The following is a 22,898-nucleotide window of genomic DNA, read 5'->3' on the forward strand; positions in this document are numbered from 1 at the left end:
TTCATTATAGAGAACCCCCGATTACAACCAAGAGCCTTCACGGGCATTCTTGATGAAATTCACACAAGAACAGCCACCGTTCGTCCGACTCCCGGCGGCCACCGCGGATGCACACGGCCGCCGCCGCGCCCCGTATAATCCCGCCACCGCGAATCAGGAGCCCGCCATGCCGAACCTCACCCTTGCCGACCTCACCGGGGAAATCCAGGCCAACGTCCGCGCCGCCCTGGCCGAAGACATCGGCAGCGGCGACATCACCGCGCAGCTGATCCCCGCCGAACGCGAGGCCCAGGCCCGCGTCATCACCCGCGAGGACGCCACCGTGGCCGGCTGCGCCTGGGTCGACGAAGTCTTCCGGCAGATCGACCCGCGCGTGCAGGTGCAATGGCAGGTGCGCGACGGCGAGCGGGTCAGCGCCGACCAGACGCTGTTCAGCCTGCAGGGCCCGGCCCGCGCCCTGCTCAGCGGCGAGCGCAGCGCGCTGAACTTCTTCCAGCTGCTCTCCGGCACCGCCACCCGCGCCCGCCACTATGCGGACCTGGTGGAAGGCACCGGCGTCAAGCTGCTGGACACCCGCAAGACCCTGCCCGGCCTGCGCCTGGCGCAGAAGTACGCGATCACCTGCGGTGGCTGCCACAACCACCGCATCGGCCTGTACGACGCCTTCCTGATCAAGGAAAACCACATCGCCGCCTGCGGCGGCATCGCCCAGGCCATCGCCGAGGCCCGGCGCATCGCCCCGGGCAAGCCGGTGGAGATCGAAGTGGAGGACCTGGACGAACTGAACCAGGCCCTGGCCGCCGGCGCCGACATCATCATGCTCGACGAGCTGAGCCTGGAGGACATGCGCACCGCCGTGCAAGTGACCGCCGGCCGCGCCAAGCTGGAGGCCTCCGGCGGGATTAACGAGAGCACCCTGCGCGGCATCGCCGAGACCGGCGTGGACTACATCTCCATCGGCACCCTGACCAAGGACGTCAAGGCGCTGGACCTGTCGATGCGGTTGAGCCTGTAACGGCGCCGCGGGTCAGATCAGCTCCACCAGGCCGACGGGCCACCAGGAAGGGGAACGGCATTGCGGGTTTGGCATGAGAACCCGCGCCCCTCCCAGCGAAGCCACAAGCGGGCCCTGCCCGCGATTTCGCGCGCAGGGCGCGCTCCTACAAGGGAATGGCGTGGGTGGGGCAGCGTAGGAGCGGATCTCATCCACGAATCGCGCCGATATGCCCGGTCATCGCGGACAAGGTCCTACGGGGGAGGAATACCGTGCTTCCCGGCTACCTGTAGGAGCGGGCCCTGCCCGCGATTCGCGCGCAGGGGCGCCCTCCTACAAGGGAATGGTGCGAGTGGGGCGGCGTAGGCGACCCAGGGCTTTGCCTTTCCAGCAGGTTCCGTATACGTTACATAACACATGCCTTGTCACGTATTCAGAACATGGACTATTCCCTCATCTCAACCCGCCTGGGTGAGCAGATTCGACAAAGGCGTCTGAATCGCGGGCTGACCCAGGCCAAGCTTGCTTCCATGGCCGGGCTCACCCGACAAAAGATCATCGCCGCCGAGAAAGGCAGCCTGTCGGTCGCCATGATGGCCTATGCCCGCATCCTCGGCGCCCTGGACTGCGAGTTCGCGCTCGTACCGGCAGCGAGACCTACGCTGGAGGAAATCCAGGGAGTGTTCGACTGATGCCGGTGACGCTGAAGGTTTCAACGCCAGAAGGTCCGAGCGGAAGGCTCTTCAGTAGCGCAGATGACTACCTGTTTCGCTATCAGGAAGGGACGGATGCGCGAGCCACGGTCAGCCTGCTCATGCCTGTGCGCCAGGAAGAGTATCGCCATCGCGAGCTGCACCCGATTTTCCAGATGAACCTGCCCGAAGGCTATGTCCTGGAACAACTGCGCAACCGCCTGGCCAAGCGGCCATTGCCAAGGCCATCCGTCTGTTCTGTCCTCCCGAGCATGTGCCGGCCTCCCTGGAACAGTTTTTCGGCATCGTGTCCCTGAGCTGCATCGTCGGCAATGGCGACGCACACTTGAAGAATTTCGGCCTGCTCTATTCGGATCCGACACAAGGCGACGCGCGGCAGGCGCCGGCCTATGACATCGTCAATACCACTGCCTATATCCCAGAGGACGTGCTTGCCCTGGACCTTGCCGGCAACAAGTCGCTGTTCGCATCGAGGCAAGGGCTTCTGGACCTTGCCAGGGTATGTGATGTGGCCCGGCCGGCCGAAGTCATACGCGCGCAACTGCAAGCGGTGGAAAAAGTGCTGGCAAACCACCCCGGGCTCTGCGAGCAAGCGCCCCGGGTGGTGGCCGCCATCCGACACAGCGCCGAACCCTTCGCCAGGACCTTCGGCTAGGCCCGGGCAAGCCGGTGGAAATCAAGGTGGAAGACCTGGACGAACCGAACCAGGCCCTGACCGCCGGCCGTGCCAAGCTGGAAGTCTCCGGCGGGATCAACGAGAGCACCCTGCGCGGCATCGCCGAGACCGGCGTGGACTACATCTCCATCGGCACCCTGACCAAGGACGTCAAGGCGCTGGACCTGTCGATGCGGTTGAGCCTGTAACGGCGCCGCGGGTCAGATCAGCTCCACCAGGCCGATGCGCTCGTCTTCCAGGCTCCTTTTCAATTGCTCTGCCGAATTGCAAAGGGCCTGGACGATTGACTGGTTCGAACCGTTACCCATCGCCAGCAGGATCACCTTGGGTGGATATCCCCAAGCTGCCTGCAAATCATGAAAGTCCTCATCCTTGGTGACGATCACGTAGTCGCGCTGCTTCGTGTATTCCCATATCCGCCTATCACTTACCTGCTCGAGCCCGAGCAAGGCAACCTGGGAAGAACCGGGAAAGTCCATTTCCAGGGAGGGCAACATGCGCCGGGAAAGATTCTCGTCCAGCAAAAGCTTCATGCCGCCTTGATCCACGCCGAATGCTTCATGCGAGCCGCCGCGAAGGCCAGGCAAGCGAGAATGTCTTCACGCTCGAGCTCCGGGTAGTCAGCGATGATTTCTTCCTGGCTCATTCCGGCGGCCAGCCAGCTCAGGACATCCTCCACGGTTATCCGAAGCCCGCGCACACAGGGTTTCCCGCCACGCTTGCCGGGCTCCAGGGTAATCCTCGACTCATCCGCCATGGCTCTGTCTCAGTTGAAAGGGTAACGTCATCCAACTGTATCATCCGCCTCGGCTCGCATAGCGAGCTTGGCCTGTAGCGGCGCGACGGGCCAGGTCAGCGCCACGAGGCCGATAGCTCATCCAGCAAGCGCCTCTTCGAGGGTATTCGGCGCCTCAACCATGGTGCTGCAGATATTCGCTCAGCGCCTGCCGGGCAAGGTCGTTCAGGCTCATGCGCTGCCGGTTGGCCGCCACGCTCGCGGCCAGATGCAGGTCATGGCCGACCCGCACATTGAACGATCCCTTGCAGGGCACCTCTGGCTCCCGCCCCTGTTCCTGGCAGGTGGCCAGGTAGTCGTCCACCGCCTCGCGGAAGGCGGCCTGCAATTCGCTCACTGTCTCGCCTTCGTAATTGACCAGCGCACGGATGAAGAGCAGCTTGCCGAACAGGCAGTTGTCCTCTAGGCCAGGCGCGCCGCGGCGTCCAGTTCGGAAGCCAGGACGATGCGGTCGCGCCCCTGCCCCTTGGCCTCATAGAGCGCCTGGTCCGCCCGGCGCAGCCACTCGGTGGCGTCGGGCATGGCCGGATCGAAACCGGCGATGCCGATGCTGAGGCTGACGCGCAACTCCGGCACCCGCTCCCAGGCCTCCGCGGCCAGTTCGCGGGACAGCCGCCCCAGGACCTCCCGCGCCGCCTCCGGCTCCAGCCGCGGCAACAGCACGCAGAACTCGTCGCCGCCGTAGCGCCCGGCCAGGTCCTCGGCCCGCAGATGGCTGCGCATGAACTCGCTGAGGCGACGCAGCACCAGGTCGCCGATCACGTGCCCGTGGCTATCGTTGGTGGCCTTGAAGTGATCGACGTCGATCAATGCCAGCGAGGCCTGCTGCTGCGCCTGCCGGCAGTGCTCGAACTCCTGCTGCAGGCGCTCCTTCCAGTAGCCGCGGTTGAACAGCTGGGTCAGGCTGTCGGTACGGCTCAGGTCCCGCAGCGCCTTCTTGTGCCGCGACAGCTGGATGGCCAGGCGGTAGAGCACCAGGCCGATGGTCATGGGGTGGATGACCAGCATGGGAATACAGGCGTACAACTCGACCTGGGACGTGTCGGGCGAGAAACCGAAGCCCAGCAACAGGCCGGACAGCACCATGCCCAGCGACTGCAACACGAAGCCCTGGACCACGAACCGCGCCCCGCCCGCCGCCGTGTTGTTCATCGCCAGCATGGAAAGCATCATCACCGAAGGCAGCACGTTGAACTGGATGGTGGCGATCCAGAACCCGCCCATCAGCGAATCGAACAGCACGAAACGCCGCTCCAGCTCCTTGGGCCGCGATGAGCGCGAGGTGACCTGGTAGGCCATCAGGGGCCACAGGTAGCAGAACCACAGCAACAACCCCCACAGCCACGCCGAATACCCCTTCCCCCAGAGCACACCGGCAACACAGAAGAACCCCACGGCCAAACCCACCGCGCGCGGCAAGAGCACGCGCTGGGCATAGGAACGGCTGAACCTGGCGGACTCACTCGACTGCTTCACAGACCGCTCCCTTCCTCACCGAAAGCTTCCCTGGGCAGCGGCAGTATAGTCCGGCGCCTGATGGCCGTTCGATAGCATCCATGCGGCGGATACGACGGTTTCGGAGCCGAAAAAGCAAAAGGCCCCGCCGAAGCGGGGCCTTTGCCAGAGATGGTGCCGGTAAGAGGAATCGAACCCCCGACCTTCTCATTACGAATGAGCTGCTCTACCGACTGAGCTACACCGGCGGCGCGGCGTAAGCTAGCACTCTAAAAAGGCCAAATCAATCGCTCCGGATTCATCCGTGAACCAGCATTGGCGAGAGCGCCATCACAGTTTTCCGCGTGCGCCCACACCACGTTTCCTCCACAGGACAAAGTCCGACAGAATAGCGCGTCGATCCTCTCAGGAAGTCGGATATGAATGCGCTAGACCTGCTCCGTCAGAAAATCACTGACAATGACTTTGTTGTCGGCATCTACGGACTTGGTTACGTTGGCCTGCCATTGGCGCTTCGGTTTGCCGAGGTTGGCGTGCGGGTCATAGGTTTCGACATCGACCCAGAGAAAGTTCACAAGCTCAACGCGGGCAAGAGCTACATCGAGCGACTGGAAAGCAATCAGATTGTCAAAGCTCTAGAAAGCGGCTTCGAGGCAACGGACGATTTCTCTCGCAGCATAGAGGTCGACGTACTGATCATTTGCGTTCCGACCCCCCTCGATCGCCACCATGAACCGGACCTGAGCTTCGTGGTGAACACAATAGAAGCCATTCTGCCGCACTTCCGCGCAGGCCAGATGCTCAGCCTGGAAAGCACGACTTGGCCAGGCACCACCGAGGAAGTCCTCCTCCCCCGTCTTCGCGAACACGGTTTCGAACCCGGAATTGACTGTGCGCTGGTCTTTTCTCCGGAACGGGAGGACCCGGGCAACCCCGTCTACGGCACCAGTGACATTCCCAAGGTAATTGGAGGGCAAACTCCTCTCTGCCTAGAATTGGGGCAGGCCGCCTACGCTCACGCCATCAAGACGCTGGTGCCTGTCAGCAGCCCACGAGTGGCGGAAATGACCAAACTGCTCGAAAACATCCACCGAGCAGTGAACATCGGCCTGGTCAATGAGATGAAGATCGTCTGCGATAAGATGAAAATCGACATCCATGAGGTGATCCGAGCTGCAGCGACCAAGCCCTTCGGCTTCGTTCCCTACACTCCTGGACCAGGTCTCGGCGGCCACTGCATCCCCATTGATCCGTTCTACTTGACCTGGAAGGCCAAGGAATACGGCATCAATACCCGCTTCATCGAGCTAGCCGGCGAAATCAACCATTACATGCCGCACTGGGTCGTTCAGAAAATAGCGGATGCCCTTAATGACCGCGGTCGTGCCATCAAGGGCAGCCGTATTCTGGTACTAGGCCTGGCATACAAAAAGAATATTGACGATACACGTGAGTCTCCTGCAGTGGAAATCATGTCACTACTGGAGGGTAAAGGAGCACATGTGGAGTACTCAGACCCTCATGTACCAAAGTTTCCAAGCAAACGGGACTACTCATTTAACCTTGAATCGGTAGAGCTAACGCAACAAAGCTTGCAGAGCTTTGATTGCGTGGTGCTAACAACCGATCACGATACCTTCGACTACGAACTGCTGCAGAAGCATTCACCGTTGTTAATCGATACTCGAGGACGCCTAACCGGGGCAGCCAATGTCGTCAGTGCCTGAGCAAATGCACCGAAGCTGGAAGATTCTCCTAATCACCCGCAACCTCCCCCCATTAGTAGGAGGCATGGAGCGCTTGAACTGGCATCTGATCCAAGAGCTAGCCAAGGCTGCGCAGGTTATGACCATCGGCCCAAGTGAAGCGGCCCTCTTGGTGCCAAGCAACACCATCTTCAACCCGGTGCCACTACGACCACTCTGGCGCTTCCTCTCGAGTGCATTCAGGCAAGCACTATGCATCTCTCGGCGATGGCGCCCCCATATCATCATGGCTGGTAGTGGTCTCACAGCTCCGATTGCCCTGCTAGCCGCCCGAACTTGTGGCGCAAAAGCAGTGGCGTATGTACACGGACTGGATGTCACGATCCAAAATCCAATCTACAAAACGCTGTGGCTTCCTGCACTTCGACGGATGGACCGCATAATTGCCAATAGTCATTCTACTGCGGAGTTTGCCCGCTTAGCAGGAATTAGCGAGCAACGCATCGGCTTAGTACATCCTGGCGTAACAGTGCCAGCCCCTCCAGCCTCTACCGATCAATTGCAAAATTTCAGAGCAAAGCACAATCTCGAGGGCAGGGATGTGCTCATCTCTGTCGGCCGACTGACCGCTCGAAAGGGATTGCGCGAATTTGTACAGTTGGCACTTCCCCTCATCGTCGCCGAGCGTCCAGATGCACTCCTATTGATAGTGGGCTCAACCCCCAACGATGCCCTTCACGCACATACCCAGACGGCAGAAAGCATTGAAGAGGTGGCACGAACTGCAGGTGTCGCCAACAACGTTCGGCTAATCGGACAAATCACCAACACAGACGAACTGCTCACTGCATATCAGTCGGCCATCGCGCACATTTTTCCTGTTCGCCATATTCCCAATGATACGGAAGGGTTTGGTATGGTAGCAATTGAAGCAGCGGCCAACGGCGTACCCACGGTGGCATTTGCCACGGGAGGCATCATAGATGCCGTCGCTGAAGGAGAGTCGGGTTACCTGGCACCACCTGAAGATTATGAATTCCTGGCCCAGTTGGCTCTTCGCGTAATAAAGTCACCCGGCAGTATGCATACCACCTGCTTGCGTCATAGTGTAGCCTTCGCATGGGAAAACTTTGGCAGAGCTGTACTCGATCAGCTTGAGCAGCCCGCTCCCTCGCACCGATCATGAGCACACTTTTCATCGGCAAGCGCTTTTACACTAACAGGGATGCTCTGAAGGACCAATTTGGTAGAATTTACCAGCTTCCGAGGTTCTGGGCGGAAACAGGTATGGAAGTCAATCTCTGGCTGATCGACTATCACACCAAGGAACGGATGAGTGAGCATCACCAGAGCCTGCGAATTCATTCACTCCCAGTCTTCAGCTTGCATAGCCTGAGACACCTACTTACCAGTCTGCGACGAAGACCGCGAAATGTAATTGCCAGTGGTGACTGCTATATCGGACTGCTGGGATACATGATTGCTCGTCTGAGCGGCGCTGGGTTCACTTTCGACATTTACGACAAGTACACTACCTTTCCTGGATATCGCAAAATCATAGGCATCGATCCATTCAAATTCCTAGTCAAAAACTCAGACCACCTGCTCTTTGCCAGCACAGTATTAGCAGCCGAGACCACGCCCTATCAAAGCCGAAAAGCAACATTCAGTATAGCCCCGAACGGGATCGACTCTAAAATATTCTACCCGAGATACCGCACTCATTGCCGAAAAACCCTAGGACTCGACACGCATTCATTATATGTAGGCTACTTCGGAAGTATGGAACCAGATCGAGGCCTAACTGATCTGCTGACTGCCATCCGATATCTCCGTCTAAGCGGCCTTGAGATTCGACTACTCCTAGCAGGAAATAAATCTGCAAATTTAAATATAAGCGACGACTGGGTTGACTATCTAGGCAATATTCCACATACAAAAGTGGCAATAGCTCTCTGCTGCTGTAATGTCTTATCCTTGCCCTATAGAAATTCGGACTTCTTAGACATGGCCTCATCCTGCAAGATTGCTGAATATTTGGCTGTTCAGATTCCTATCGCAGCAACCCGCACACCAAATCTCATACAGAACTTTCCGACTCAAGCACTGCAGCTCGAGAATGTACTAGCAGCTCCAAATGACCCCACTAGCCTAGCCATGAGCATAGCCCAACAGCTTATGGCGCCGGTACTAGCAAGCACACCGCTGGAGATGGACTGGCAACACATTGCTGAGCGGATCCTTCGAGAGTTGCCTGTACGCTGATACCTCATACTGGTATCGAGTTGAGGCACTCAAGCAAACGAGCTGATGCCGCAGCATCACGATGGTCAAAAGCGAGGCGTAAGACCATCTCTCGTCTTCCCGCATATTCATCAATACCAACAACCTGCCTCTCTAGAGAAGCAAGCAAATCATCAAACGTATGTGCATGAGCCCCGGGAGTCATATCTGGATAGGGAAATAGAAGAGATCTGTCGTCTCGCAGATACTCATCCAAGTCGTACGGATAGAAAATAATGGGGCGATCAAGGAGAAGAAAATCGAAGTAAATAGACGAATAGTCAGTTATCAGAATATCTATACCAGCCAAGAGAGGATAGATATCCGAGTCAGGATCAATATCCACTAAGAAAGGAGAGCTCTCCATACTATATCGGCCTTGCATGAGCGGATGCAATTTTAGGACAAACAAAATCCCAAGACGCTCGCAAAAAGCAGACAAACGCGATAGATCCATGTGACCGGTGTCGAAGGGGGAGATTTTTCCATTACGAAAAGTCGGCATATATGCCACGATCTTGCCACCCGACTCACGGTGCGCATGAATTCGCTGCCTCGCCACAGCATCCACATTGCAATTCACCAATCCACCAGACTGCCTCAGAGCGTCGAGCATGGCATCATTCCTTGGATAGCCCAGCGCTAGAATTTTCTTCGCGTGAAAGCTCCGTTGAAATGCCTTCTCGGTGAAATACTCGGATGTAGAGACCAACAGATCGGTGCGTCGATATCTCCCCAACACTCCCTTGTACATCCCCACTAGCCATCGTTTAAAGGGAGATAGTCGAGCCAAACGACGACGATGAAGATCCAGCTCAATTTCCTTCAGTGGTGCACCATGCCATAACTGAATAAGACGAGCACCACGAATCAGCCCTATTCGCCCATGCTCTCCGTAATCCATGGAGTCGACCACCAGAATGCCAGCACGTAGCAATCTAATGAATGCAGGCCAGCTTGGATAGCGTAATACTTTAACACCTTGCTGTTGCAGCATGGATGCGGTAGTGGTTGATTCAGTTAGGAATGCGCAGCGCCATCCGGGAGTTTTGTCCTGCAAATAGCAGAAGAAATGCTTAGCATTATCCAAAAACTTTCCGTGCTCGCGCCCTAAAACGAGAATACTGAATGAATCACGAGGTATCATCAATGTGAGTGGGTAGGCAACAAGTCTAGATACCAGTGCCAATAAAGCAGCACCCGTTGCAAATATCGCTTTGTGAAACATCAAGAAACCACCTCGACGAGAAACAAGGCTAAGTGCGTATTCGTTCTATTACTTCTGTCGTAGAGATCGACGGTGTACGCGGTAGATAAATAACCTCACACCAAGGCATTAGCCAATCGAATCTTCCGCCCCAGTCATCACCCATGACTAGTATGTCAGCACGGTACTCTCGAATGTACTCCAATTTCTGCTCTAGAGAGTGCTCGAGAAACACTTCGTCAACACAGCGCAGCGCTTGGATCAACCTGACCCGCTCACCTTCTGGGTATATGGGATGACGTCCTTTTTTCGAAATATTCAAAGCATCGGTCGAAACGCCAACAATCAAACTCTCCCCCAGCTTTGCAGCACGCTCAAGGAGATTGAGATGTCCGACATGAAAGACATCAAAGGTCCCAAAAGTGATGACTGTCTTCTTCACTTACTTACCTTGCAAAATGATCTTGAAATCCAAACGGGTGCCTCCCGAGCAAATCGACGCATGAGTTCCAATGAAATAGCACCCGGCCATCGAAAGAACAAACGTCCCGCCAGAGTGAAGTGCCGGGACCGGCACGCCCATAGGAATAAGAAATAGGCTTCTAGGCGAACCTCTAGTGCAAGGCGACGCCGTATGGCCATACACATATCTGGTCGGTCAACAAACCACCCCAGCGATAAATCGAGAAGCTCGCGCATATGGGTGTGACGCGACTGATTTGAACTGGTCGAGACAGCCAGTACGCGATACAGATACAGGGGTTCGGACACATACCGTAAAAAAGCACCAGCGGCCAGCAATCGAAAAATAAACTCCGAGTCCTCGGCATAGGGCCTACATCCCTGGCGTACTCCTGAGGACTCCAGCATCGCGCGCGAAACCAGGGGCTTCATCAGTAGCCTAGAAGAACCGGCCCATGCAGCACTAGGAATATCCTGCACTCGAACCTCAGGCTTGGTACCAAAGGCTTTTGGTCCACGCAAACGCCGCCAAGGCCTCAAACCATGAATAGTGGAGATACATTCAAAGATATCGTCGAAGACTATAGCATAGTCATCATTACCTGCTGCCTCAACCAACCTTTCCAGACGCTGCGGCATCCATTGGTCGTCAGCATCTAGAAATGCCAGCCAGCGCCCACTAGATACATCAATGGCCCGATTCCTAGAAATACCAGCCCCACAGTTTCTATCGTTATATAAAATACGAACCCTAGAGTCAGACAATAATTGGAGACGCTGTCGAGTATCGTCGATTGACCCGTCATCACAAATAATTATCTCGATATCCCGGTAGGTCTGCGCCAGCACAGACTCAACCGCATCGACTATAGTCGATGCGGCATTGTAGGTAGGTATCACTACTGATACCCGCCCCTTGGAAAAATCCTTGGCCAAGCTATCAGGCTTGTACATTAGGACTCAGCTCATAGACGACCTGAGCCGCAAACAGTGCAGGACACCAATTGCTGAGCCAGCGTATCAGCCTGTCGGGTTTGTCCACCTGAGCCTGGCAATTATGAATATGCATTCCCAATACAGCCGCCCACTGCTCGAAGTCCTTTACCGTCCAAAAACGAATATGCTCACGCATGTGGTAAATTATTGTGGTAATGGGAAAGCGGCCACCGAACATTAACCTGAGCCGATGCAACAGGAAACCGGCATTGGGAATCGTTATGAAAATTCGACGCGGAGCAAGTTCGATAACTTGTCGCACCAGATCCTCTGCATCTACCACATGCTCAATCACCTCCATTAATACAACGACATCCCAGTCTTCGGTGAATTGCTCAACGAGTCGCTTCCGCGGGTTAATCTGGGTCGTCCTAATACCTGAAGCGGCCAACCTCTCTAGAGCAGTAGAAGAAATATCCGCTCCATGCCCATTACAATCCGGTCGATTGCGCGACAAGTAGCGTAAAAAGCTTCCTTCACCACAACCGACATCTAAAACAGACGAGTTTATCGGCAGTGCGCCGGCAATCAGGCGATAGCGATCCATCTCCTTGGCTGTACGTTGCTCCTGGACTCGCATCTGCCAGTAAGTTTCATAGTCCTCGAACTCCTGCAATGGAGCCGGACGAGTTATCTCACGCCAATATCTACTAAGAATCCGGAGTACAGGTATTTTATTTAAAATTTTCATCAAAACCTTCAGACACCCAAGACCGTAGGTCGTATATCCAGTCGCTGGCGAACTTGCAGCAGTAGAACAACACGTGAAAATAGGATACTACCGCAGGTGGCGATAGCCGCACCAATGGCACCGTAACGCGGAGATAGCAGGGTATTTAGCAAGATATTCAGTAGAACACCCAACGCAACACCAAACAGATGAGACTTCTCGTTGCCTGACATATTTAGCAAAGTCCCAAGAGGACCGCCAAGCACGGCAACTAACTGAGCAACAATCAGTATCTGTAAGATAGTCGCACCCTCAGCATAACTGTGCCCGTATATTAATGGAACCAATTGGGGAGCGAAGATAAAAATGATCAAGGCAGGCGGCACTGTCAACAAAGCCAGTCGCCGCCCTAGCGATGTCACCAACAACTGCAACTCATCCTTTTTCTTCGATGCCAAGAGCCGGGCAAAACTTGGAGCCACTGCTGTAACCGAAGCCATACTCAAAAAAACCAATAGCTCTGCGGCCCTAGAGGAAACACTATAAATCCCTAACTCCTGTGGCTTGCTGTTGATCCCCAGCATGATCAGATCGATTCGGCTGGAAACAAAATAAGTGCAAGCCAGCAGCATAAATGGAAAAGCCTGCCCAACTCGCAGCGCAGCAGCCTCCTGCGACACCTTGGGCGACACAGCCTGGCGAAATTGCAAATGATTGATCAAAAGTGCTATCGCCGCAGAAATCGTCGAAATCGACATGAGCTGCGCGGCACTTACTCCGCCTTGCGACAACCATAAAACTGAGCAGAGAAGAAAGGACACTGTCGGTATCAGGAGCAAGGATGGCCATTGACTACGCACCAGCCAACCTTGAGCCTGCAACAATGCCTGACGAACACTACTCAACGCCAAGAGCAATGGCAACGGGGCTGCTGCCAGGAAGATATGACTATCGAATCTCAGCTGAGCTAACGTGCCGAATATAACAAGGACAAGAGCACACACTCCACCACAGAGAAAAGCTCGTTGATCCGCAAAGGTTCTCATCCACGCTAGACAATGCGGCGCCTGCACACCCTCTCGAATCAGGTACTGGGGAAAACCAAGTCCCGCCAAGATCGCAAGCAACGATACCCATGCATTAACGAAGGAGTACACACCGAACTCGCTCGCTCCTAGGGCGCGAGCAAAAACGATACTGGAGCAAAATGCCATAGCAGCTGAAAGCAGTTTCAGTAATGTGCCCAACCCTGCAGCGCGCAACGGTGCCTCCCACCCAGAGGAGGAACCACCGTTTCTCTGTAAGCACTTGCTCATGAAAGGTAGCACCTTACTAAGCATGACAGACATCCCATCTGCTCATCCCCGCGTGAACTAGCTCCGATCCTGCCCTGCTGAATCCTTATACATAAGTGCTGTGATTTGCTCTGAAATTAGCCCCATCAAAAATATCATTACCCCTCCGGTATAAAGAAGAGCACTCATATTGGTGAAGCGCCCGTGTAAAAGATAAGTGTATCCATACCAAAATGTTGCCAAGATCATTATAAAAGCTGCTATCGGTGCAAACAGTTTCAAGGGCGAGTAAAGCGTACCAATCTTGAAAATTATCAGCAAAAATCGCACACCATCCTTGAATGGCTTTATATGGCTAGTTCCAACTCTTTTCGCTGCATGAATAGGAACATAGAAAACCGAATAGCCCGCCCGAAAAAACGCCATGGTAGAGGTAGTTGGATATGAAAAACCATTTGGTAGTAGGTAGAGAAACTCTCTAAATTTTTGCGCCCTCACGGCACGGAACCCCGAGGTAAGATCCTCGACACGATGCCCAGTCATGTAGGTAGCCAGACTATTATAGAAGCCATTGGCCAAACCTCGGCCCATACTGGCCTGAGAACCGCTCTGACGCGCACCGACTACCATATCATGCCCCTCCTCCAGAGCCTCTAGCAGCCTCGGAATATCTGACGGGGAATGCTGACCATCAGCGTCCATGAAAACGATGACATCACCTCTTGCCTGCCTTGCCCCAGACTTGATCGCTGCGCCATTTCCTTTCGAATACAAATGCCGGACAACCTTAGCACCAACCCCTTCAGCAATTTTAGCGGTAGCATCAGTGGAACCGTCATCAACTACGATAATTTCTGCGTCACCATATAGCTCCCGAATACCCTCAATCACATTAGCGACTGCCTCTGATTCATTCTTCGCCGGAAGAACAACACTAAGCTTCATCGATAATACCTACTAGATTAAATTTCGAACGCGACGACTGCATCTGGCTGGATCCTAATATAAGAGAACGTATACGCTCGAATTCCGCCTCATACACTTCAGGGGATCTTTTCAGCTTGAAAGTGGGTTGCTTGCGGTAGACCCTCTCCGCCTGATCGAGCAACTGCAGAGCACCCTCTGCATAACCGCTACTAGCCACTTCCGCGACCATCATCATCGCTGCATCGGTATCATTGTATCGACTGATAGCAAGGGAATAATTCGCCAAGGCCTGCTGGCGCTTCCCTTGCGATAGGAGCAGCTTCCCTTTCAGATATGGTGTCAGTCGGCGGAAAAGTGCAAAGCGCCCATAACGAGAGCTGGTTTCCATACGCTCCAAAAGCTCCACACTAGGCTCGCGATAGCGGGCCAGAACTCTTTCGCGAGCAATAACTTCAGCAAGCGAACGGACACCTCTAACTGCTTGGGCATCAAAGGGTTGTTGAGAAAGGCGGAGCGCAGCTGCTTGAAAATCTGCGTTAATCGCAACCCCTTGCTCGACTCGCAGCAACAGCCCGTTGATGGTCAGCAGAGCACTATCGGGTAGACGTTGTGAAGCCTGATCAATAAATACAAGAGCGTCCCCCCCTCGGCCAAGCCGATTCAAGCGCCAAGCAATAGTGCTCTGTGCTCTAGGAGACTCTGGTGTATTGTTCGCCCAGTACATTTCTAGGCGATCGGTATCACCCCATAGCTCAGCGCGCTGCCAAGTCATGCAGGCTAAAAGCAGGATTACCGACACAGCCACCAATACAGAAACGGATACACTGACTCTATCCGCCAACCAAACAATGAACAGCGCCAACGGAAGAAACAAAAACAACGCAGACAAATAATTTCTATGCTCGAAATACAATTCAAGCCCAATGAGTGTTGACTCCACTATATGCGCGACAAAGAAGAAAAGAATAGCCAAGGCCAGTAAAGGGATACGTCTACGCGCAAATAGAGCCAGAGCAAGCAAGCAGAGCAATAGCAAGAACGAATAAAGAGTTGAGAGCGGATGCAGCAGCGAACTAGATACAGAAAAACCATCTTGAAACAAACCACGCCCTTCTATACGCGGAGCCACCAGATTCATCAGATATTCGGCGACAATGCGACACTCACTATACAAACGCTCAATCTGATTAAAGGAGCGATTGGGCCAGGGTTCTGCCGAAAAATTTAGATAACTCAGCAATACCCCTATAATTAAAAATGAAGGCATCCAAATGAAAAAAAGGCGCCAGCGCCAATCAAGCCTACTTTGACTCGGATTGCAAAACTCAATCAATCCCAGAAGGAGCGGCAAAAGTATGCCATTTTCTTTGCTTAAGGTTGCCAGCACTGTCCCTACGATGAGAGAAACACTCATCAACCAGTACCCTTGCTTGGCATAGCCCTGAGCTAGCGCTAACCGCCCCTTTAGATAACCGACTATACCAACAAGGCTGAACAACGCTGCCAGTTGAGCCATTCGCTGGACAACATAAAGGGTAGTAGAAACAAAAAAAGGATGTAGCAGCCAGAGCGCACAAGTAAGAATGGCGACCCACTCTGCCTTATCTCTTGGATAATTATACAAGCGCAGCAAAAGAAAGGTGGACCAGCACAACAATAAGCCGCACAGCAAATGAATCAGAAGATTTGTAGACTTAAAATAGCTTCCCTGACTGGGCCATGCATTGTCGTTCAATAAAAAACTAGCCAATGCGACAGGACGACCGCTGGGGCCAGACCAACCATTGAATACGAAACTTTTGAAGGTTTCCCAGTCCACTACTCCACCGTAGGCGGAAAGATCACTGAGGTTGGGAAAATCATCGAAGAGAAAACCGCCTTTCAATCCTGGGAAATAGCAGAAAGCCGTCAACCCCATAATCAGCAGAAGCATAGCCAAGGGAAGATGGCGAGACATCAGGCGCATTGTAATAAATCTCAAATATGGAAACGCCCACCAAGGGGTGGGCGTTTATACAACGAAAACCAAGAATTAACGGCAGCTGGCCGGACGATACTTGGTCTCTACAGTACCACCTTTACATTTCCAAGTGATGGAGCCAGAGCTAGTGGTCGGGCTCAGCAGCAGAGTTTTGCCATCATCAACCTTGTCGTTGAAGGTAATGGTGATGAGACCAGTATTGGCTGTCACACCTACCGACTTGACCGCATTACCTTTGATGTCAGTAGCAGTAGCCAAGCCAGCGGAAGCCTGAGACGGCGGGAACTTGCCTTGGGAGGAGAAAAACTCAGTCACAGAAGCCTTAGCACCACCAGCCAGAGACAGACCCTCGGCCACATGAGAACGCTTGGTGTAGTCCTGATACGCCGGCAGGGCGATAGCAGCCAAAATACCGATGATCGCGACAACGATCATTAATTCGATCAGGGTAAAACCTTTTTGAGCCTTCATGAAACTCTCCTTGAAATGGGAAGAGGTCTATCGACCTTTCAGAAAAAAAGCACAGATCGTGCCAGACATCACCGTGCGCTGAAGGCCGCGACCTACAGGCGTAGCCCCATGAAGAGAACATCGTCTGAGGGCAGGTTCTGACAAAAAATGGCACCTTCAATGATGGGCATTTGGCACCATCGCCCTCGTGCGTTATAAGTCCTGTCCAACTCAACTCGCATATTTGCCCCCAATGAACGATCAAGCCGTGCTTTCCGGCCTCGCCCGCCAATTGGTGATCGCTGATCTGTTGGACGAAAAGAGCGCCCAGCAAGCCCAGCAGCAGGCTCAACGAAACAAGCTTTCGTTGGTGACCTACCTGGTACAGAACAAGCTGGTCAAAAGCCGGCCACTGACCGAACTGGCGGCGGATCAGTTCGGCATAGCCTTCTGCGACCTAGGGGCCATCGACAAAGAAGGCATTCCCAAAGAACTGATCAGCGAAAAGCTGGTTCGCCAGCACCGCGTCATTCCATTGTGGCGTCGAGGTAACAAGCTATTTGTCGGCATCTCCGACCCAACCAACCACCAGGCCATCACGGATGTCCAGTTCAGTACAGGCCTGACCACCGAAGCTATTCTGGTTGAGGACGACAAACTCGGTGATGCAATCGAGAAGCTCTTCGAGAGCGCTACCGGGGGGCTGGACGACCTGGGCGACGTCGATCTGGAAGGCCTGGACATCGAAAGCGGCGACGCCGAGCGTAAGGAAGAGACCATTGGCGGCGATGCAGATGACGCGCCGGTGGTGCGCTTCGTCAACAAGATGCTGCTGGATGCCATCAAGGGAGGCTCGTCCGACCTGCACTTCGAGCCTTACGAGAAAATCTACCGGGTGCGCTTCCGTACCGACGGCATGCTGCATGAAGTGGCTAAACCACCGATTCAGTTGGCCAGCCGGATTTCCGCGCGCCTCAAAGTAATGGCGGGCCTGGATATTTCCGAGCGGCGCAAGCCCCAGGACGGCCGTATCAAGATGCGTGTGTCCAAGAGCAAGTCCATCGACTTCCGCGTCAACACCCTGCCTACGCTGTGGGGCGAGAAGATCGTGATGCGGATTCTCGACTCGGCCAGCGCACAGATGGGCATCGATGCGCTGGGTTATGAGGAGGAGCAGAAAGAGCTTTACCTGGAAGCCCTCAAGCAGCCCCAGGGCATGATCCTGGTGACAGGCCCCACCGGCTCGGGCAAGACGGTATCCCTCTATACCGGCCTGAACATCCTCAATACCCCGGACATCAATATATCCACCGCAGAGGACCCGGTGGAGATCAACCTGGAGGGTATCAACCAGGTCAACGTCAACCCTCGCCAGGGCATGGATTTCGCCCAGGCCCTGCGCGCCTTCCTGCGCCAGGACCCGGACGTGATCATGGTAGGCGAGATCCGCGACCTGGAAACCGCCGAGATCGCCATCAAGGCGGCGCAAACCGGCCACATGGTGATGTCCACGCTGCACACCAATAGCGCCGCGGAAACCCTGACGCGTCTGCTGAACATGGGCGTGGCCTCCTTCAACCTGGCTACCTCGACCAACCTGATCATCGCCCAGCGCCTGGCGCGCAAGCTTTGCGCCCACTGCAAGAAGGAGCACGATATCCCACGCGAAACCCTGCTTCACGAGGGCTTCCCCGAGGAGCGGATCGGCAGCTTCAAGCTGTACTCCCCCGTGGGGTGCGAAAATTGCAAGAACGGCTACAAGGGCCGCGTGGGTATTTATGAAGTGGTTAAAATCACGCCGGCGTTGCAGCGGATTATCATGGAAGAAGGCAACTCCATTCAGATCGCGGAGCAAGCCCGCAAAGAAGGCTTCAATGACCTGCGCACCTCAGGCCTGCTCAAGGCCATGCAAGGCATTACCAGCCTTGAGGAAGTCAACCGCGTGACCAAGGATTAATCCATGGCGGAAAAAGCACTGAAGATGAGCGTCTTTACCTGGGAGGGTACGGATCGCAAGGGCGGGAAGGTAAAAGGGGAGCTTTCCGGCGCCAACACTGCACTGGTCAAGGCACAACTGCGCAAGCAGGGCATCAACCCGACCAAGGTACGCAAAAAAGGCATTTCGCTGTTAGGCAAGGGCAAGAAGATTAAGCCCATGGACATCGCCCTATTCACTCGGCAGATGGCCACCATGATGGGCTCGGGTGTCCCCCTATTGCAGTCCTTTGACATCATCGCCGAGGGCTTCGACAACCCCAACATGAGGAAGTTGGTCGAAGATATCAAGCAGGAGGTCGCTGCGGGTAATAGCCTAGCCAACTCATTGCGCAAGAAGCCACAGTATTTTGATGATCTTTATTGCAACCTTGTGGATGCAGGTGAGCAGTCTGGTGCACTGGAAACACTACTGGACCGGGTGGCGACTTACAAAGAAAAGACTGAGTCCCTGAAATCCAAGATCAAAAAGGCGATGACCTACCCCATCGCTGTGGTAGTTGTAGCAATTGTAGTTTCAGCGATCCTCTTGATTAAAGTCGTCCCTCAATTTCAGTCTGTTTTTGCCAACTTTGGCGCTGAGCTTCCTGCCTTTACACAGATGGTTATTGGCCTATCTGAGACGTTACAGAAGTGGTGGTTTATTGTATTGATAGCAATGTTCATCATTGCTTTCGCTCTCAGAGAAGCCCACAGGCGGTCAGAAAAATTCAGAGACTCAGTTGATCGCGGAATTCTTAAACTACCAATTGTCGGCGGTATCATTTATAAATCTGCCGTAGCCCGTTATGCACGTACCCTTTCGACTACCTTTGCAGCCGGCGTGCCACTGGTAGAAGCCTTGGACTCGGTATCTGGCGCCACCGGCAACGTGGTCTTCCGCAACGCGGTGAACAAGATCAAGCAGGACGTTTCTTCGGGCACTCAGCTCAACTTCTCCATGCGCACCACCGGCGTTTTTCCAAGTATGGCCGTGCAAATGGCAGCCATCGGCGAGGAGTCCGGCTCCTTGGACTCGATGCTGGACAAGGTCGCCAGTTACTACGAAGAAGAAGTCGACAACGCCGTCGACAACCTCACCACCCTGATGGAACCCATGATTATGGCGGTCCTCGGCGTACTGGTCGGCGGCCTGATCATCGCCATGTACCTCCCCATCTTCCAACTGGGTTCCGTCGTCTAAGCATGCCTGTACTCGACTTCCTGGCCAGCCACGCGCTGGCCTTTGTTTTATGCGCCGCCCTGCTCGGCCTTCTGATCGGCAGCTTCCTCAACGTAGTCATCCATCGCCTGCCGAAGATGATGGAGCTGGAATGGCAACAGCAGGCGCGGGATGCGCTTTCCCTGCCCCAGCCCGAGCAGAAGGCCACCTACAACCTGGTGCTGCCCAACTCCCAGTGCCCGCATTGCGGTCATGAGATCCACGCTTGGGAGAACATCCCCGTGGTGAGCTACCTGGCCCTGCGTGGCAAGTGCTCGGCCTGCAAGGCGCCGATCAGTGCGCGTTATCCGCTGGTCGAGCTGGCCACCGCCCTGCTCTCCGGTTTCGTTGCCTGGCACTTCGGTTTTACCTGGCAGGCCGGGGCCATGCTGTTGCTGACCTGGGGGCTGCTGGCCATGAGCCTGATCGACGTCGACCACCAGTTGCTGCCGGATGCGCTGGTGCTGCCGCTGCTCTGGCTGGGGTTGATCGTCAACTACTTCGGGCTTTTCGCCAGCCAGGGCGATGCGCTCTGGGGGGCGGTGTTCGGTTACCTGAGCCTGTGGTCGGTGTACTGGCTGTTCAAGCTGCTGACCGGCAAGGAAGGCATGGGCTATGGCGATTTCAAGCTGCTGGCCATGCTCGGCGCCTGGGGCGGCTGGCAGGTGTTGCCACTGACCATCCTGTTCTCGTCCCTGGTCGGGGCCGTGCTGGGGGTCATTCTGCTGCGCCTGCGCAACGCCGAGACCGGCACGCCGATCCCCTTCGGGCCCTATCTGGCCATCGCCGGCTGGATTGCGCTGCTCTGGGGTGATCAAATAACCACTACCTATCTGCAGTTCGCCGGCTTCCGGTAATCCTGCTCGAGCGCTGCCTCTCCGGCCCGGCGTTCGCGGGACGACGGGGAGCCAGGCGCGAGGAGTACGATGAAACCCTGGATCCTTGGCCTCACCGGCGGCATCGGCAGCGGCAAGAGCGCCGCCGCCGCCCACTTCGCCAACCTCGGCGTGCACATGGTGGATGCCGACCATGCCGCGCGCTGGGTCGTCGAGCCCGGCCGGCCCGCGTTGGCGAGCATCGTGGAGCGCTTCGGCGAAGCCATGCTGCTGCCCGACGGCAGCCTCAACCGCGCCGCCCTGCGCGAGCGCATCTTCCAGTCCGCGGAGGAGCGCCGCTGGCTGGAGCAGCTGCTGCACCCGCTGATCGGCCAGGAGATCGCCAGCAACCTGGCGCAGGCCGAGTCGCCCTATGCCATCCTGGTCTCGCCGCTGCTGGTGGAGTCCGGGCAGCACCGCATGGCCCAGCGGGTGCTGGTGGTGGATACCCCCGAGCACCTGCAACTGGAGCGCACCGTGCGTCGGGACAACGTCCCCGAGGAACAGGTGCGCGCCATCCTGCAGGCGCAGGCGCAACGCGACGACCGCCTCAAGCATGCCGATGACATACTGCTGAACGACCGCGATCTCGGCCACCTGCAGCGCGAAGTGGAGCGCCTGCACGACTTCTATCTCAGCCTGCGCGGAGGACGCCCATGAGCCAGCCCCTGACCGTTGAATGCCCGACCTGCGGCGCCCCGGTGGAATGGAGCGCCAAGAGCCTCTACCGCCCCTTCTGCTCCGAGCGTTGCAAGCTCATCGACCTGGGCGCCTGGGCCGCCGAGGAGCATGCGATTCCCGGCAACGACCTGGAGGACGACGTGTTCTCCGCGGAGCTGGATGCACCGCCGCTGCGGGGGCATTGAGGGTTCGCGAGTTGAATGGGCCGGCCTGTTGGCCGGCATCGCGGATGAATCCTACGCGGGCCGAGCCATGCCATTCCCCTGTAGGAGCGCGCCCTGCGCGCGAATCGCGGGCAGGGCCCGCTCCTACAATGGGGCGACATGGGAGACGCGAATTTTGATCCAGTCACCCCCGCGAACGAGGGAGCCCAGAAGACAGTTGCTCCTACGGGTGTAGAAGAAACTCCATCGCCATGGCCACAGGGTTTCTCCAAGGCTCAACCCATCCTACGAAGAGCGCTCGGCTCAGGTGGCTCACAGTTACGCCTATGCGGTCGCCGCACAACATATTTCTGGTAGGAGCGAGCTTGCTCGCGAATGGCTTCTGCCTCGGGGCTTGATTGCGCTGTTGTGCTCGCTACGGATTTCGGCATATGAACACACAGGCACATAAACACCTATTGCAGGAAATCATCATGGAAACCGTTCGCTGGAACGTCGCCGTCTCGGCCGATACCGACCAGTCGCTACGCATGTTCCTGGCCAGCCAGGGCGGAGGGCGAAAGGGCGACCTGTCGCGTTTCATCGAGGAGGCGGTGCGGGCCCATATCCTGGAACTGAGCGCCGAACAGGCCAAGGCCGCCAACGCCCAGCGGAGCAAAGCCGAACTGGCTGGTGCGGTCGACGAAGCGCTGGCCTGGGCACGCAAGCGCTGATGCGGGTCGTGCTGGATAGCAACATCCTGTTCAATACCCTCATCTCGCCCCATGGCGCGCCCGACGCCATCTATCGCGCGTGGCGGGCAACATTGCGGGCCGTGGCAAGCTCATCGACCTCGGAGCCCGGGCCGTCGAGGAGTCGAATGCGTCACCGCTACGGGGGCATTGCGGATGAATCCGCCCGGCGGGGACAGGCTTAGCTTGCTCGCGAATGAGCTTCACTGCGGAATCTGTTCGCGAGCAAGCTCGCTCCTACGAAGAGCATCTCGGTGCAGGTTGTTCCGACAGTACCCGCACGCTCCCACCATCAACAGCAAGGACGGCATTCCCCGTCATCCGGTGCCGGCGATGGGTATCGCTTCGCTCCACCCATCCTACGAAGGGACTCGGGGCAACGTTACGGCCGCATGAACGCGTAATCGCGCTCCTCGTCGAGGTTCTCGGCCAGGAATTGCAGTTCGTGCGCCAGGTCTTCTTCCGTGCGCACCTGGGCGTTGGCCCGTACCACCGAGCTGAGCAGGGCGCGCAGCACCAGTTGCGTGTCCATGCCGGCCGCCTCGGCTTCCACCAGCAGTTCGTGAAGGCGCTGTTCGGCCCAACTGTGAATGCTCATGCCGTTCTCCATCGCTGTGGGGCAGCAGAGTGTCCCGGCGTG

At 56.0% G+C, this 22,898-nt stretch carries 24 protein-coding genes, 1 tRNA gene and 3 pseudogenes; 14 read left to right on the forward strand and 14 right to left on the reverse strand.

All coding sequences use genetic code 11. The features are described 5' to 3' along the window. Positions 1–166: 166 nt before the first annotated feature. From nadC to DK254_RS13825, 4 genes and pseudogenes are all read left to right on the forward strand, one after another. Entirely contained in the window at positions 167–1,015 is an 849-nt protein-coding gene (gene nadC, locus DK254_RS13810; protein WP_109934227.1) for a carboxylating nicotinate-nucleotide diphosphorylase, read from the forward strand. Between the two features lie 419 nt (positions 1,016–1,434). After that, on the forward strand, positions 1,435–1,686 hold the full coding sequence (locus tag DK254_RS13815; protein WP_089390530.1) for a helix-turn-helix transcriptional regulator: 252 nt from the start codon (positions 1,435–1,437) through the stop codon (positions 1,684–1,686). Then, a pseudogene (locus DK254_RS13820) lies at positions 1,686–2,362 on the forward strand (HipA domain-containing protein). The gene DK254_RS13815 and the pseudogene DK254_RS13820 overlap by 1 nt, the downstream one beginning before the upstream one ends. Continuing rightward, positions 2,335–2,571, forward strand: a pseudogene (locus DK254_RS13825) (nicotinate-nucleotide diphosphorylase (carboxylating)); the annotation flags it as partial. The pseudogenes DK254_RS13820 and DK254_RS13825, both read left to right, overlap by 28 nt. Positions 2,572–2,583: 12 nt before the next feature. On the opposite strand, the gene DK254_RS13830 reads toward DK254_RS13825, so the two are convergent. The 5 genes from DK254_RS13830 to DK254_RS13850 all read right to left on the reverse strand — a co-directional run bounded on the left by DK254_RS13830 (position 2,584) and on the right by DK254_RS13850 (position 4,882). Next, positions 2,584–2,916, reverse strand: coding sequence for a DUF5615 family PIN-like protein (locus DK254_RS13830; RefSeq protein WP_109931574.1), 333 nt, complete (start codon positions 2,914–2,916; stop codon positions 2,584–2,586). Next, a complete protein-coding gene (locus DK254_RS13835; RefSeq protein WP_109931572.1) occupies positions 2,913–3,140 on the reverse strand; it encodes a DUF433 domain-containing protein in 228 nt (75 codons plus the stop codon). The genes DK254_RS13830 and DK254_RS13835 overlap by 4 nt, the downstream gene beginning before the upstream one ends. Before the next feature lie 154 nt (positions 3,141–3,294). Next, entirely contained in the window at positions 3,295–3,570 is a 276-nt protein-coding gene (locus DK254_RS13840; RefSeq protein WP_371921080.1) for a type II toxin-antitoxin system HicB family antitoxin, read from the reverse strand. 11 nt (positions 3,571–3,581) lie between these two features. Beyond that, entirely contained in the window at positions 3,582–4,655 is a 1,074-nt protein-coding gene (locus tag DK254_RS13845) for a diguanylate cyclase (protein ID WP_109931570.1), read from the reverse strand. 151 nt (positions 4,656–4,806) lie between these two features. Beyond that, positions 4,807–4,882 (reverse strand) — tRNA-Thr (locus DK254_RS13850). 171 nt (positions 4,883–5,053) lie between these two features. Between DK254_RS13850 and DK254_RS13855 the strand changes: the two genes are divergently transcribed. From DK254_RS13855 to DK254_RS13865, 3 genes are read left to right on the forward strand one after another with little or no spacing between them, the layout of a single operon-like run. Beyond that, on the forward strand, positions 5,054–6,361 hold the full coding sequence (locus tag DK254_RS13855; RefSeq protein WP_109931568.1) for a nucleotide sugar dehydrogenase: 1,308 nt from the start codon (positions 5,054–5,056) through the stop codon (positions 6,359–6,361). Positions 6,362–6,365: 4 nt separating this feature from the next. Then, complete coding sequence (locus tag DK254_RS13860; RefSeq protein ID WP_371921147.1) at positions 6,366–7,526, forward strand: glycosyltransferase family 4 protein; 1,161 nt, start codon at positions 6,366–6,368, stop codon at positions 7,524–7,526. Beyond that, on the forward strand, positions 7,523–8,605 hold the full coding sequence (locus tag DK254_RS13865; RefSeq protein ID WP_109931564.1) for a glycosyltransferase: 1,083 nt from the start codon (positions 7,523–7,525) through the stop codon (positions 8,603–8,605). The genes DK254_RS13860 and DK254_RS13865 overlap by 4 nt, the downstream gene beginning before the upstream one ends. Before the next feature lie 4 nt (positions 8,606–8,609). Here DK254_RS13865 and DK254_RS13870 read toward each other — a convergent pair whose 3' ends face one another. The 8 genes from DK254_RS13870 to DK254_RS13905 all read right to left on the reverse strand — a co-directional run bounded on the left by DK254_RS13870 (position 8,610) and on the right by DK254_RS13905 (position 16,632). Beyond that, a complete protein-coding gene (locus tag DK254_RS13870) occupies positions 8,610–9,851 on the reverse strand; it encodes a CDP-glycerol glycerophosphotransferase family protein (protein WP_109931562.1) in 1,242 nt (413 codons plus the stop codon). 28 nt (positions 9,852–9,879) lie between these two features. Further along, positions 9,880–10,272, reverse strand: coding sequence for an adenylyltransferase/cytidyltransferase family protein (locus DK254_RS13875; protein WP_109931560.1), 393 nt, complete (start codon positions 10,270–10,272; stop codon positions 9,880–9,882). Next, positions 10,269–11,246, reverse strand: coding sequence for a glycosyltransferase family 2 protein (locus DK254_RS13880; protein ID WP_109931558.1), 978 nt, complete (start codon positions 11,244–11,246; stop codon positions 10,269–10,271). The genes DK254_RS13875 and DK254_RS13880 overlap by 4 nt, the downstream gene beginning before the upstream one ends. Further along, a complete protein-coding gene (locus tag DK254_RS13885) occupies positions 11,233–11,979 on the reverse strand; it encodes a methionine biosynthesis protein MetW (RefSeq protein ID WP_109931556.1) in 747 nt (248 codons plus the stop codon). The genes DK254_RS13880 and DK254_RS13885 overlap by 14 nt, the downstream gene beginning before the upstream one ends. Before the next feature lie 8 nt (positions 11,980–11,987). Further along, positions 11,988–13,274 (reverse strand): flippase, encoded by a 1,287-nt coding sequence (locus DK254_RS13890; protein WP_158546384.1) that lies wholly within the window; start codon positions 13,272–13,274, stop codon positions 11,988–11,990. Between the two features lie 57 nt (positions 13,275–13,331). After that, the gene (locus DK254_RS13895; RefSeq protein WP_109931552.1) at positions 13,332–14,198 is read right to left on the reverse strand and encodes a glycosyltransferase family 2 protein; all 867 of its coding nucleotides are present in this window, start codon (positions 14,196–14,198) and stop codon (positions 13,332–13,334) included. Further along, the gene (locus DK254_RS13900) at positions 14,188–16,146 is read right to left on the reverse strand and encodes a tetratricopeptide repeat protein (protein WP_177411998.1); all 1,959 of its coding nucleotides are present in this window, start codon (positions 16,144–16,146) and stop codon (positions 14,188–14,190) included. The genes DK254_RS13895 and DK254_RS13900 overlap by 11 nt, the downstream gene beginning before the upstream one ends. Before the next feature lie 66 nt (positions 16,147–16,212). After that, the gene (locus DK254_RS13905; RefSeq protein ID WP_109931550.1) at positions 16,213–16,632 is read right to left on the reverse strand and encodes a pilin; all 420 of its coding nucleotides are present in this window, start codon (positions 16,630–16,632) and stop codon (positions 16,213–16,215) included. Positions 16,633–16,864: 232 nt separating this feature from the next. On the opposite strand from DK254_RS13905, the gene pilB reads away from it, so the two are divergent. From pilB to DK254_RS13940, 7 genes and pseudogenes are all read left to right on the forward strand, one after another. Further along, complete coding sequence (gene pilB, locus DK254_RS13910; protein WP_109931549.1) at positions 16,865–18,568, forward strand: type IV-A pilus assembly ATPase PilB; 1,704 nt, start codon at positions 16,865–16,867, stop codon at positions 18,566–18,568. A gap of 3 nt (positions 18,569–18,571) precedes the next feature. Continuing rightward, positions 18,572–19,789, forward strand: a complete 1,218-nt coding sequence (locus DK254_RS13915; RefSeq protein WP_109931547.1) for a type II secretion system F family protein — start codon at positions 18,572–18,574, stop codon at positions 19,787–19,789. Positions 19,790–19,791: 2 nt separating this feature from the next. Continuing rightward, complete coding sequence (locus DK254_RS13920; protein ID WP_109931545.1) at positions 19,792–20,664, forward strand: A24 family peptidase; 873 nt, start codon at positions 19,792–19,794, stop codon at positions 20,662–20,664. A 69-nt stretch (positions 20,665–20,733) separates the two neighbouring features. Next, positions 20,734–21,342, forward strand: a complete 609-nt coding sequence (gene coaE, locus DK254_RS13925) for a dephospho-CoA kinase (RefSeq protein WP_089390517.1) — start codon at positions 20,734–20,736, stop codon at positions 21,340–21,342. Then, positions 21,339–21,548, forward strand: a complete 210-nt coding sequence (gene yacG / locus DK254_RS13930; RefSeq protein ID WP_089390516.1) for a DNA gyrase inhibitor YacG — start codon at positions 21,339–21,341, stop codon at positions 21,546–21,548. The genes coaE and yacG overlap by 4 nt, the downstream gene beginning before the upstream one ends. Positions 21,549–22,000: 452 nt before the next feature. Continuing rightward, the gene (locus tag DK254_RS13935) at positions 22,001–22,240 is read left to right on the forward strand and encodes a ribbon-helix-helix domain-containing protein (RefSeq protein WP_109934228.1); all 240 of its coding nucleotides are present in this window, start codon (positions 22,001–22,003) and stop codon (positions 22,238–22,240) included. Next, positions 22,240–22,353, forward strand: a pseudogene (locus tag DK254_RS13940) (PIN domain nuclease); the annotation flags it as partial. The gene DK254_RS13935 and the pseudogene DK254_RS13940, both read left to right, overlap by 1 nt. A 287-nt stretch (positions 22,354–22,640) precedes the next feature. On the opposite strand, the gene DK254_RS13945 reads toward DK254_RS13940, so the two are convergent. Next, positions 22,641–22,856 carry a hypothetical protein gene (locus tag DK254_RS13945; protein ID WP_109934229.1) on the reverse strand — a complete coding sequence of 72 codons (216 nt, stop codon included), beginning with the start codon at positions 22,854–22,856 and terminating at the stop codon, positions 22,641–22,643. Between the last annotated feature and the right edge of the window lie 42 nt (positions 22,857–22,898).

This window comes from Pseudomonas sp. RW407, assembly GCF_003176655.1.
Taxonomy (GTDB): domain Bacteria; phylum Pseudomonadota; class Gammaproteobacteria; order Pseudomonadales; family Pseudomonadaceae; genus Pseudomonas; species Pseudomonas delhiensis.